This window comes from Mesorhizobium loti (assembly GCA_014189435.1).
GTDB lineage: Bacteria > Pseudomonadota > Alphaproteobacteria > Rhizobiales > Rhizobiaceae > Mesorhizobium > Mesorhizobium loti_G.
Map to the genome: position 1 here is coordinate 18,942 of CP050295.1, position 12,266 is coordinate 31,207.

The following is a 12,266-nucleotide window of genomic DNA, read 5'->3' on the forward strand; positions in this document are numbered from 1 at the left end:
GGCCACGGTGTGGATCCGATGCTTGGCGGCGGCATAGTCTTGCGGCAAACCGCTCGCATTCTGCGGTTGCACGCGCGCCCGCGAGCGGTTGGAACTGCTTCGACCGCGATGGGGACGTGTTCGTCGCCGCCGAAAATCTTCGATCCTAGACAGCGCTGCGGGCGCGGCGCGGGCGGAGCTTGAAGCCTTGGATGTCGTCGGCTTCGACGAGCCGCAGCCGTCGCCTGGCGAATGGCGAATGGCGATAATCAACCAGCGTCCTCCGCAAAATATTCGTCATAGAATTCGCTGGCGTTTCCCGCATCGCCGAACGAGGTCCAGCCGCCGTCCACATAGAGGATCGAGCCGTTGATGTATGAGGCGTCAGACGAAGCGAGGAAAAACGCCGCGTCTGCGACGTCTTCCGGCCGTCCCATCATGCCCATCGGAATTCGTCGTGCGATCGCTGTTGAGTCGATGCGGCCGGCCTTCAACTGAGCAAGTGCAGGCGTGCGGATGTAACCGGGAGCGACGGTGGCTGTCCGAATGCCGATCGGCCCGAGTTCGGCCGCCATGCATCGGGTCAGCATGTCCATCCCCGCTTTCGAGGCGCCGTAGGCATGGCGCGGCGCAAAGGGCAGAAAGCTGTTGATCGATCCGAGATTGAGGATCACGCCGCCGGGGCGCATCGCTTTGGCCGCCTCACGCGCGCAAGTGAAGGCGCCGGTGAGATTGACATCCAGGACCTGGTCGATTTCTGCCGGCATTTGTTCGATGCCCGCCACAAAGGTGTCGGCAATAGCAGCACCGTTGACGAGGATGTCGATGCGCCCGAAGCGTCCCCTCATCTCCTCGAACAGCGCCACCACCTCGCTCTCGATGGCCACATCCACGAATTTCGCCAGGTTCTTTCCGCCGAGCGATCCAGCGAGTACAGTAGCGGCAGCGCGATCTTTATCAGCAATCACGACGGTATCGCCGGTCGCTGCAAAACGGCGAACTATGGCGGCGCCTATGCCGTTCGCGCCACCCGTGACGAGCACGATTCGCGCATCGGTTCGTTCGCTCTCAGAAGAGAGCTCGGCTCTGGGCGTCCCTTCCACCGCCGGGTGCGCGTCCCCCGGCTGGTTGAATGACGTCCAGCCGCCGTCGACCACCAGCACCGATCCGGTGATGTAGCGCGCCTCAACTCTGGTCAGAAAACGCACGGCCCGGGCGATCTCGTCGGGCCGCGCCATGCGCCCCATCGGCACGCGGCGGCGTACCGCCGCAAGGTCCATTTTACCCGCGCGTTCCAGTTCTGCGACCATCGGCGTGCGCACATAGCCTGGCGCAACCGCCGTCACGCGTATGCCGCGCGAAGCCCATTCGCATGCAAGCGACTTCGTCAACGAGATCAGGCCCGCTTTCGAGGCTGCGTAGGCATTGCGCCTGGGACTGCCGACCATCCCCGCCAGCGAAGCGACGTTGACGATGGCGCCGTCCAGCTTCATCCGCCTCGCCGCTTCGCGGGCCATGACAAACGGCCCAATCAGGTTTACTGCCAAGCCGCGCCGGAAGGCATCGGCTGCCGTGTCGACAGTCGCAGTCATGGTCGGTCCGATGGCCGCGTTGTTGATGAGAACGTCGATCTGAGCGAACTGCGCTTCGACCCGGCCATAAAGGGCGAGGACTTCCACGTCTCGCGAGACGTCGCATTCGAGGCCAAGATGCGGGTCGCCGAGGCCACGGGCCAGTTCAACCACGCCGCTGCCCGGAAGGTCCACCGCAACAACAGTGTCTCCACCCCCAGCAAGGATATCGACCAGGGCCCGGCCGATCCCGCCCGCGGCGCCTGTAATGATGACGATGCGTCCTTCCCGCTTCATAAGAACTTCTCCGCGCCGAGCCTCAGCGATGTCACCCCATCAATATTGGGCGGCCAAATGATCCGTTGCGGCAAAGCAGCACGTCCTGGTGATGGCCAGTTGGCCGGCGAAGCTGGCGACGGACCCTTTGATGAGAGCCGATCTGGATCCATGTAAGCCACTTGCCTCTGCGAACCGGTCCTCCGGTCTGAGCTTGGGGGTCGGAGACTGCCGCGCAACAGAGTCCCGTTCTTGCGTCAGCAAATTTATCAGCGACAGAGCAGACCGCTGTTGCGGTCACGCCCCTACGGGACAGGGCAGGCTCTCACCGGGATCGCTGTGCCATTGCAAAATCATCATAGCTTTTGTCTCTGTTCGGAACCTCTGCAGGCCTGATGGCGAGGAGGATGCGATGCTTCTCAAGCGCGTAGACTGGGTCATCCGGATGAGGTGCGCCGATAGGCTGCCGCGACCCGAACCGTTCTGCCTCAGGGATCGCTGCTGGGATCTGCTCCTCGAGCCAATCGTAGACCACCGTCCGTTCGGCAATCCGCCACTCCCCTTCCCTTTTCTGAAACAGATCGCAGTAGCGCCCGCAGAGGAGCGTCTGGCGTACTTCTCCGTGTTTGTCCGGTCCGCGTTGCAGCGCGGTGAAATAGCTCTCGACCGCGGCTTCTGTCGGGCTGATGAATTCGATCAGGATGTTCGTGATCTGATGGATGTTGCGAGGCCCGGTCTGGAAGACCCCGAGCGCAAACCGGATGAAGCCCTCTGCCGAGCCGCAATAGGCGCCGTGATTGTCATGCGCATCGAGCCAGTACGCGCTGCGCAACGCCGCCTCGTCCGCGCGATCTATCCCGCGGCAGTACCGATAGAGGCAGTCGCGGATCGCTTCACGGTCGAGTAGTTCGGTAATTTTTCCCTGGTCCATCGTCTTTGTCGCAAATGCTGTGATCGGAAGAGGTTCGCTAAGCCGCCCAAGTTTTTTCACACCATGAGAGCACCTCGTTTCCGGAGATGCCCCTGCACCGTTGGCCCAGGACGGCGGCGCGCCGCATGCCGTTCTTTCCAGTGTTCGGCCACTTGGTCGACCCGCAATCAAACCCGCCGGCCTCTCGGTTGAATGACATCCGATTCAGCCCGCGCAGCGGGTGTAGCGTCGAGTTCCAGTGCACGTTCGGGGCAAGATCGCGTGCCTCGTGACGCAAGTAGGTGCTTCCCCTCCGCAACCTCAATGTCACCAGGCAGGATGTAGCCCTCGTCATCGAGCTTGAAGATATCGGGCGCTTGCGCCGAGCATCGCGCGTGACCCTGGCATTTGTGTTTATGGACGATGATGCGCATACCGCTTCCTTCAATTTCCGTGCCCGCTCGGGGCTGGGCTTCATCAGGACCAGTGCAGGATCAGATTTTTGATCCCGAATACATGGCCGCCAGAGGTGATGGGTGCCGTACCTTTCTTGATCCGGAAGGCCGGAATGCGCGCCAGCCACTCCTCCAGGCCAATGACAATCTCTCGCCGGGCAAGGTGTGAGCCAAGACAGCGGTGGGGACCATAGCCAAAGGCGGCGTGGCGGTTGTTCTCTCGCGCCAGATCGATCGTGTTGGGGCATTCGAATTCTGCCGGGTCACGATTGGCAATCATCGTGGCGCAGGAAACGTAATCCCCCTTACGGATCGGCACTCCTTCGAAGTCGATGTCCTTGGTTGCCACTCGGATCATCTGAACGGTCGGATAGGCGCGCAGCAATTCTTCAACTGCGAGCGCGATCCGGTCCGGTTCGCTCCGCAGCAGTTCCTGATCTTTGAGGTTGCGGGCGAGATACGCCAAGTCAAAGCCTATGGCAGCTGCCACCGTGTCGAGCCCCGCGACGAACACAAGCACGCCGATGCCACGGACTTCCACGTCGCTTAGCTGGCGGCCCTCAACCTGTGCCTGCAGGATGAAGGTCATAAAATCGTCGACCGGGTCCTTACGGCGCTTGGTCGCAAGTTCGTCGATAAAGGCAACAATTGTCTGGGCAGCGGCCGGTCGTTTCAGATGGTCGCCGTGGATGAGATCTTTCGCCCAGCCGACAAATGTATCGAGCCGGTGATCCGGCAACCCTAGAAAGCGAAGGAAGATGTTGACCGTGAAAGGAAAGGCGAACTCCTTCATGACGTCGCAGCTTGTGCCCGCTGCGGCAATCCTATCGATCAGCGTGACCGCTCGCTCGCGGATAGCCGGCTCCAATACCATGGCCCGCTTTGGCGAAAGCAGCGGATTGAGCAGTGAGCGAAAAACGCCATGGGCCGGTGGGTCAAGTTCGAGCGGGATCATCGGCCAGTTTTCGCCCAGCGCGGATGCGAAGATGCTGCGATGGCTCGAAAAGGTTTCAGCGTCCTGCAGCACCCGGCGCTGGTCGCTGGCGCGAGTGATGACCCAGGTGCCGCGGCCATCGCGCGTGTTGTAGGGAGAATAGAAGATCGGCGGCCCGGCATGGACGCAAGCGACCGCTGCGTGCGGGTCCCCGTTGGGCGCCGGCAGCATGCCTGGCGACTTAAACAGGCTGAAGTCCCTCACCATTTCGGGCGGGATGTGATCTGGAACCCAGTTAATCGCCATTTGGCTTCTCCTCAATGTCAGGCGTGCTGGCGCTCGATCGGGATCCCACGGCTGGTCACACGTCGATTGCCAGCGTTCGGCACGTCCTGGCTCAGGCGCCGTAAAGATTGGCCGTCACCGCTGAACTCCATCAAGCAGTGCTGACGTCCCCTGACTAAACTTGTCGGGGCAAGTTGCGTGCCGATTAGCGCACCGTTTGCGTTGCACCAGTTGGCCCGAACCGGTGGCCCGGTCTTGGCGGCCTTTTGGTCGGATGGCGACATTCTTGTTCAGCTTCGGACACACGAAGGAGCAAATGAAAGGACCCTCAAGCATGCGAACGCCGCGACCCGAGCCGAATTTGGTCCTCTCCACTTCCCGAGTGGCGCGCTTGCTGAGAGCTGGAGGATGTCAAAGCCCCCTCGACAGAGCGGGTATAGCAACAGTGCGCGTCGTGGATGCTGCCACAGCGTGTATTCGCAGACCGCCGTGACTGCGCACGCAAGAACGCGCTGGATCTAGCCCGTCCTATTCACGAGCGGCCTGGTTCCTTGCCGCTTGGCGTTCGGTCATGAAGGTGTGAGGCGTCTTTTTCACCGCAGCTGAGACTGGACTTTGGAACGCGCTGGAGGGTCAAGGTATCGGGTTCGGTGGGGCTTTGATGCCCCGGCGCTCATGGCCCTGCGGGCTGCAGCGTGATGGCGATCGTTCGGAACAGACTTGCTTCGGGACAGGCGGCGGCGAAGGCCAGACGGATGCGCGAGACGGTTTCGGTGACGCGGGCGCCGAGCTTGAGAAGCCTGAGCCGCAGTGTAGAGAACTCGGCGTTGCACAGATGATGGGTCGTGGGCACTGCCTCGCGCAGGGTGAGCATCAACCAGTATGCGGCGGTGTGCAGGACGAGACGGACCTGGTTGGCAATCGGTGAGCGGCAGCTGGTGCGGTCGGAGGCGAGCTGGCTCTTGTGCATCTTGATCAGGTTTTCGGCCTGGCCGCGGGCGCAGTAGATCACATCGTAGACATGCTCGGCGGAGCCTTTGTCGAGATTGGTGACGACGAAGCGGATGTCGAGGCCGAGGGTGGTTGCCTCGATGCGGGCGCAGGCGCGGCGTTCCGTCCTCCAGGATTTCGCCTTGTATCGGGTCTCGGCATAGCCGCGCAGCACCGGCTTCTGCTCGAGCGCGCGGCGGGTGCGGATATCGTCGGCGGCTTCATCAACGAGACGCTGGAGAACCTTGTTGCCGGGCAATCCGAAGAGGTAGTCGACCGCATTGTCCTCGCACCATGCCATGACTTGCGCCCGGCCATAGTGGCCATCGCCGCGGATCAGAATGCGGGTGGTCGGCCAGCGGGCGCGGATGCGCCGGACAAGCCGGCGCAGATGGCCGCGGATCTCCTTGCCCGCCGGGGTCCTGCCAGGACGCAGGATCATGGCGACCGGGCGTCCTGTCGCGGCGTCGTAGATGTGGATCGGCAGGAAGCAACGCTCGTCGTAATGGGCGTTGAACAGCGAGAGCTGCTGATGGCCGTGAACGACATCCACCGTGTCGTCGATGTCGAGCGTGACGCTTTTGGGCGGCGCGGCATAGCTCGACAGCCACAGATCGACCAGCACCCAGCCGAGCCGGATGACGGTGCGCAGGTCGGGCAGGTTCTCGAGGCGCGAGCATGTCGGCTGCGAGCACAGATCAATCCCGCTGTCGGGCAGCCGCCCGCAGGCGAGCTTGAAGGCCGGGTCGGTGCGCAGCCGGTCGAGATCGTTGGCATCCTCGTAGCCGCATGCGATCGCAAAGATGCGGGCGCGCACAATGTCGGCCATGGCGTGCGTCACCCGCGCTGGATCGCGCGGATCGTGGATCGCGGCGGCCAGCCTGTCGGCCAGTTGCAGGCGTCGCTCGGCCGCTGCCAAAAGCATGACGCCACCATCCGAGGTGATGCGTCCGCCGTCAAACGCAGCTGTGATCTTCTTGCGTCCAACGGCTGGAAATGAGAGCGGCAGCAACGTATCATCGGTCATGGCGGGTGTGGCTCGCGAGAGGCGGTGGCAGGGTTGGCTTAGACAACCGAATCCTACGCTAAATCAATCGCTTAGGCTACATCCGCCAACCTCTCAGACGCAACGTCGTGCATAAGACGGGCTAGAGACAGCGCTCCTTACGCGGTCGACACACAGTGCCAGCCAGTGTGCGACAATGCATCGGCCGGCCCGTCCGGAACGGCTTACCTCTTTCCCGAGCCGGTGCGGAAGTGCAGATTTAGCCTAACCATACAGCACCATTGCTCGGTCCGGGTGACCAAGCGAATGTGCGGCATGAGGTAGCAAAAGCCACCGATCATTATTCAACCCGTTGATAGCGAGTGACTATTTTCAACGTCTCCGAGGGTGGCGGACGGAGGCTTGACGCAGCCGTGCGGAACAGCTGCGGCATGTCTGAACCGTCGCCACCGACCGATTTTGGTGCTGTCTAAGACGTGCTTCCCGACGTGCAGATTGTTTTGATAGGCATGTCGGTGTCAAAGAATAAACCTTCCTCCTATTGAGAGTGGCGCTACCTGTAGAAAAGCACTTTGCCCCCAGGAATGAGTTGTCGGCAGAAGTCGTAGTCGGCGATGTTCCGAGTCAACAGGACAAGCCCCGATTTCGATGCCTGCAGATACAGAGTGCAGTCATGCAGGCAGCGCAGCTTCTGGTCATCCTGGTAGCCCTGCAGGCGACAGAGCACGCCGTTCAGAACAGCAGCGCGGCCGAGGACGTCGGCATCGGGCGTTAGGATCCGGTGTCCGGGCATGGATCGGATTACCTCGGACACAGCCTTATGCACGCCCCCGGTGCGGGGATCGTCGGGCTTCAGGACACCAAGCGTGTGGGCCAACTCCTGGATGCAGATGGCTGAATGGTTGTTGTGCCGACCGTCCATAATCTGCTTCACCAACGCAGGCGCTTTGCCTTGGAGCCTGTCGATGTACACACAGGTGTCGAGCAATAGCGCTTGCCCGCCGAGCTCGCCCTCGTTCACGAAGGGCAGCTGATCATCAGGTCGGCGAGCAAGTGTTTTGGTTGGAAAGCCACGAAGCGAGCGAAGGGCTGCTTCAACATCAAATTCTGACACTCAAACCTCAATCAGAAGCCGAGCTTGATGTCTGGATCGATGGTTCCCGCAAGCTTGTCCATGGTCGCGGGGAAATTGTCCTCGAGCGCGACATTCGCAAGAGCGAATTCAAGCAGCTCGGTGTCACCCTTAATGCCCGTCTGGCGCTTAGCCTGCTCAATGAGGGCATGGCTCAAACGTGCTGTGATCCGCTCGTCTTTAGAGCCGATCAGGCCTTTGCGAATGGCAGCACGAAGCGTCTGCCGAACGACAAACTTCTGCTCGCCCGGCATGTCCTTGTTGGCGTCCTTACGGATCAGACTCCGCTTGCGCTTCTTTTTCGCAACGAGGCGCTGTTGCGGAGCAGTCGATAACGACCGCATTCCCAGCGTCTTCGTCATATCGCCATCTCCGATGCTGTTAGCCAAGGCGTGTGTTTTGTCGAACATAACAAGTGGGAGCTGCTTTGTCACTCGGAAGCTCGCTCAGATTACTGAGCAGTCATTCGTTCCGGCAAATGTGCGGCGTGCTCGGTCTCGGCGAAGGGCTCCAGCTAAGGCTGCAAAAAATCGATCGGGTGCCTCCAAGTAAAACGGTATGGCGCTTGCTCTCATCGTTAAAGCCCATCATGGCACGAAGAAAGCTACAAGCAGAACCATGGCCGAGACGCGAAGCTCTGTAGGAGCGCTGAGGAGAGCGTGCCCCCCGTTCCCGCCGCGGGACATCGTTTCCTTCAGACTTCCGTCCTCGCTAGCTGCTTTGCGCATGGCCGGCCCGAGACCGAAGGTGATGGTCGCCATAGAATCGCCCGATGGGGTGCCTTCCGACAATGACACCCTCGTCCAGCTCAGAGAAGCCGGCACCGATATTGCACGCGGCACTATCAAAACATGTCCGGCAGCGATGAACATCTTCCGTGAAACGCCGGGAACAGCGGCGCTTCTGGCTTTAATGCGTCAACGCAGCCAATCCATTTTGCAGCATCCAAACTGGCGAGCTTATCGATGACCGAATCCGCGACAGGCTTCCTGGAGGCTGTTCCGCACGACCCAAAAAAGCCACATGAACGGTCGCGTCCCGCATGGGGTGCGGTCATTTCGCTTGCCTTGGGCACCTTCGGGCTGGTGACGGCAGAGTTTCTGCCGGCCAGCGTGCTGACGCTGCTCGCGCACGATCTCGGTATCACCGAGGGTGCGGCTGGACAGACGATGACAGCGACCGCGATTGCTGGGGCGATCTCGGCGCCGACGATGGCCATCATCACAAAGCGCCTGGACCGCAGGATCGTACTGTGGGCGATGACGCTGCTGCAGATCCTGTCCAACGTTCTAGCGGAAGTCGCGTGGTCGCTGCCGGTTTTCCTGGCGGCGCGCGTCGTGCTCGGCATCGCGCTCGGAGGCTTCTGGTCGATTTCGGCATCGGTGGCAATGCGGCTCGTTCCAAATCACCTCCTGCCGCGTGCCATGTCAATCATCCTCACCGGCGTTTCCGTCGCTATTGTTTGCGCGCCTCCAATGGGCGCCTATGTCGGCGACATCTGGGGATGGCGAGCCGCCTTCACGATCGCGGCAGTCGTTAATGCCGTTACACTGCTGGTGCAATTCGTAACGATCCCGATGCTGCCTCCGGTGGAAATAGCTGGATTCCGCAGTTTGCTGGATTTGGCCAATAAGCCGATGATCAAGATGGCGCTTTTGGTCGTCCTGCTGGTCGCTTCTGGGCACTTCGCCAGCTTCACCTACATCCGCGCCTTCCTTGAGAGGATTCCCGCGCTCGATAGCAAGACAATCCCGCTGGTATTGCTCGCTTCCGGCATAGGCGGCTTCTTCGGGAATTTAACCGGCGCATTCCTGGCCAAACATAGCCTCAAGGCAGTCGCGGCCCTGCCACCCTTGCTCATATCAATAGCCGCTACCTCGCTGCTGATGGTGGGAGCATCGGCCTCCGCCTCGGTGGTAGCAATTGCCGTATGGAGCTTTGCCTTCGGTGCGGTGCCGGTGGGATTACAGACGTGGATGGTGCTGCGCGCCGTTCCCGGGCAGGCCGAAAGCGCTGGTGTGCTGATGGCCGCAACGTTCCAAGTGGCCATCGCGGCCGGCGCGATTTTCGGCGGACTACTGGTGAAATATGCCGGCGTTCACAGTGTCTTTGCCTACAGCGCGGTTGCCACGTTCCTCGCCGCCCTCACAGTTTTCCTGCTTGGCCCGAAGCGCGCAACCTAGACCGCCCGACAGGCAATGCCTTCAGCTCAGCGCGCTGAGAGATGCAATCGCATCAGCCGCCTGGATCGCGGCTACTGTCACTTCAACGTCGGCTTCAGATCGGGCATGGACAAGCGCCAGCGCCCTCACCGGCCCACCTCCGCGCCTACGGGGAGCGGTCAGCGTTCGCCCGGGCGGAGTTGGTCAGGGTTACGCAGCCCGGGCGAGCGCGGATCGCGCTTGGCAGCTGATGGTGACCAGGCGCGGTTCTAGAAGCGTCGACTCGTTTCCGGTCTCTCGCAATGGCGGCGACACGCTCGAGGAGCGACGTCTCCCCGGATCGCGTTATTCTGGTTGCCAGTTTCGGACGGCTTGATCGCCTCCAGCTCATCTGGTCCCGCCAACCCCGGGCCTCTATCCGGCAACTGGCCCGGCCGTCCAAGGCATGCCGACCTGCTGTACATCCAGCACTACCATCAATGCTGAAAACACTGGATTTTGTCCGTAGCTAGCTGTTGCGCCTCCAGAGGTTGTACAGGTCACAAGCAAGGAATGGCGCAATGAATACCTTGCGTGCGGCTGCATAGACCAAGCGTTCGCGGCCTTTCCGCGTCCTTTGATCGAGGCCATCTGCTTTTCGGCCTATGCCCTGTCGGCACCGGACTTCCTGGCCCTGGCGTCGACCGCGCCTTGCCGGCGACGCGGATCTTTCGAGTATGCCTTTGTGGAGGCCGTGCTCTGGCACAGTGATAATGGGACCAATCGATTTCACGTCCATCACTTGCCCTCCGTCGAGCAAGGCCAGAATGTTGGACCCTGGAGCGACAGACCCCCCTGCGCGGGGCAGCTGAGCCATAGCTTCAGCGCGGCGTTCGGGTCGTCGAAACGGGAGCTATGATGACCATACTCTCCAACGGCATAGGCAATCTCGGCGATGGAACCTCCAATCGAGGCGATCCGCGGCGGATCCGAAAAGACAGCTGCGCCCTCGGTGGCAGCGGCAGGCAGAGCGGTAGCCAGCAGAACCCACATTACCGGCGCGGGCACCGAGCGAAAACGGAAATCACCATGCATCGGTCTTACCTCACGCGGTCCGTCGGGGTTGGAATACGCGGCAGGGTCTCGGCCAGGAGCCGCCAGTCGCCGCGCTCGCATTCGCCTTCGGGGCGTTCGCCGAAGAACTGGATGATCATTCTGCCGTCGGCGCCATAGGCTTCGAGTGAGGTGAGGTGACCGTCCCTGGTCGGCTTGCGCACGGCCCAAACCTCGCGGATGTGGTGGGTTGTGAGATGCAGGCGGAAGGTTTCGTCCAGCACATTGATCCGCGGCCCGATGGGCTTGACCGACTTGATCGGGCCGGAATGGATCTGGATGCAGCCACGATTGCCGACGAAGCACATGATCGGCATCTCGTCTTCGCTCGCGCATTGGAACATGGCGCCAACGGCGGCATTGTCGAGTTGCCAGGCGTAATCCTGGCCAACCATGCGCAGCGCCCGGCAGCGACTGAGCTTCAGCGTCTTCAGCATGTCGAAGAACTGATGCACGTCGGTCAGCCGGCTCCAGTGCTCGCGCAGCTCCGTGACCATGGCGGCTTGGTCCGGAATCTCTGCGTCAGAGTCGGCTCCGTTTGCCTTGACCCACAAGATCGGCTCCTGGTTCGAGGATGCGAGCTCCGCCACCAGCTTTTGATAGGCGTAGAGGTTGGAGGCCGGCCTGACATCCACCTGATGCACTGCTGCGCCGGCAGCGTCGAAGAATTGCAGGCTGCGGCGGATGTTGCCGTCGTCGCGCTTTTCAACGGCAAAGCCATGCGCCCAACCCTTCGGGAAGATGCGCAGGTTGATGGCGTCGCCGAGAACCATGGCATGGTGGTTGCCGGTTACGACCTTGTTGTACAAGCCAATCTTCTCGTGCACGGCACTTTGATTTCGGGTCACCGCCCTCACCTCGCCCACGGCTTCGAGGCCTATCAGCAGATCATTGACGCGCGGCTCGATGCGCGCCGCGCCGGAACCGCAATGCGCCGCGACCAGCTCCGCTTCCGAAATGCTCAATTTGGCGGCGAGATCATGCTCGCGGATTTTCGGACTGTCTTCCTGTGCCCGCCGGATTTGGTCCGGAGAGGGTTTCTCGCGCTGGTCCATGTCTTACCCTGCTTCCACATAATTGTTGAGGATCAGCGGTCCTGTTCCAATCGAGCCCGCCCGTGTGCTCGATGCCGATCTCTTGCTCGGCCAGGACCACCGGCTCGAAAGGCGCTGGCTGCTCTACGACGGCACAACGAGACTGACAGTGAGATGTCGGTCTCCCATCAAGCGGTCGCCGGCGACTGGCCGGTAGCGAGCGATTGTAGAGGTCGACGCCAACCGACCGATCCCGCGTTTGGGGGTGGACGGGCGGGGCTGCTTTCCTTCAGAAAGCGGATCTGGTCAAAACCTGACATCTTGCTTCCCTTACATCGTTCCACTGATCGCGAGGCCACCCGCGAATCAGTGTCGGTCGGCAGTTGTGCCGCCTTCCAAAGCGGGGCTTCAAAAGTCGTGCCAATTGCGCAGAAGCGACC

The 12,266-nt window shown here is 61.4% G+C and carries 10 protein-coding genes; 2 read left to right on the forward strand and 8 right to left on the reverse strand.

The features are described 5' to 3' along the window. Positions 1-248 precede the first annotated feature (248 nt). The 7 genes from HB777_37085 to HB777_37115 all read right to left on the reverse strand — a co-directional run bounded on the left by HB777_37085 (position 249) and on the right by HB777_37115 (position 7,792). On the reverse strand, positions 249-1,847 hold the full coding sequence (locus HB777_37085) for an SDR family oxidoreductase (GenBank protein ID QND69343.1): 1,599 nt from the start codon (positions 1,845-1,847) through the stop codon (positions 249-251). 304 nt (positions 1,848-2,151) lie between these two features. Further along, on the reverse strand, positions 2,152-2,757 hold the full coding sequence (locus tag HB777_37090; protein QND69344.1) for a nuclear transport factor 2 family protein: 606 nt from the start codon (positions 2,755-2,757) through the stop codon (positions 2,152-2,154). A 167-nt stretch (positions 2,758-2,924) separates the two neighbouring features. Then, positions 2,925-3,170 (reverse strand): ferredoxin, encoded by a 246-nt coding sequence (locus HB777_37095; protein ID QND69345.1) that lies wholly within the window; start codon positions 3,168-3,170, stop codon positions 2,925-2,927. A gap of 43 nt (positions 3,171-3,213) precedes the next feature. Next, the gene (locus HB777_37100; GenBank protein ID QND69346.1) at positions 3,214-4,431 is read right to left on the reverse strand and encodes a cytochrome P450; all 1,218 of its coding nucleotides are present in this window, start codon (positions 4,429-4,431) and stop codon (positions 3,214-3,216) included. A 652-nt stretch (positions 4,432-5,083) separates the two neighbouring features. Further along, positions 5,084-6,427 (reverse strand): IS1380 family transposase, encoded by a 1,344-nt coding sequence (locus HB777_37105; GenBank protein QND69347.1) that lies wholly within the window; start codon positions 6,425-6,427, stop codon positions 5,084-5,086. Positions 6,428-6,959: 532 nt separating this feature from the next. After that, positions 6,960-7,520 (reverse strand): type II toxin-antitoxin system VapC family toxin, encoded by a 561-nt coding sequence (locus HB777_37110; GenBank protein QND69348.1) that lies wholly within the window; start codon positions 7,518-7,520, stop codon positions 6,960-6,962. An 11-nt stretch (positions 7,521-7,531) separates the two neighbouring features. Continuing rightward, a complete protein-coding gene (locus tag HB777_37115) occupies positions 7,532-7,792 on the reverse strand; it encodes a hypothetical protein (protein ID QND69736.1) in 261 nt (86 codons plus the stop codon). Between the two features lie 496 nt (positions 7,793-8,288). Between HB777_37115 and HB777_37120 the strand changes: the two genes are divergently transcribed. Then, positions 8,289-8,507 (forward strand): hypothetical protein, encoded by a 219-nt coding sequence (locus HB777_37120; protein QND69326.1) that lies wholly within the window; start codon positions 8,289-8,291, stop codon positions 8,505-8,507. Further along, positions 8,504-9,721, forward strand: coding sequence for an MFS transporter (locus tag HB777_37125; GenBank protein QND69349.1), 1,218 nt, complete (start codon positions 8,504-8,506; stop codon positions 9,719-9,721). Before HB777_37120 ends, HB777_37125 begins: the two co-directional genes overlap by 4 nt. 1,058 nt (positions 9,722-10,779) lie before the next feature. Here HB777_37125 and HB777_37130 read toward each other — a convergent pair. Continuing rightward, positions 10,780-11,847, reverse strand: a complete 1,068-nt coding sequence (locus HB777_37130) for a hemin-degrading factor (protein QND69350.1) — start codon at positions 11,845-11,847, stop codon at positions 10,780-10,782. Positions 11,848-12,266 lie beyond the last annotated feature (419 nt).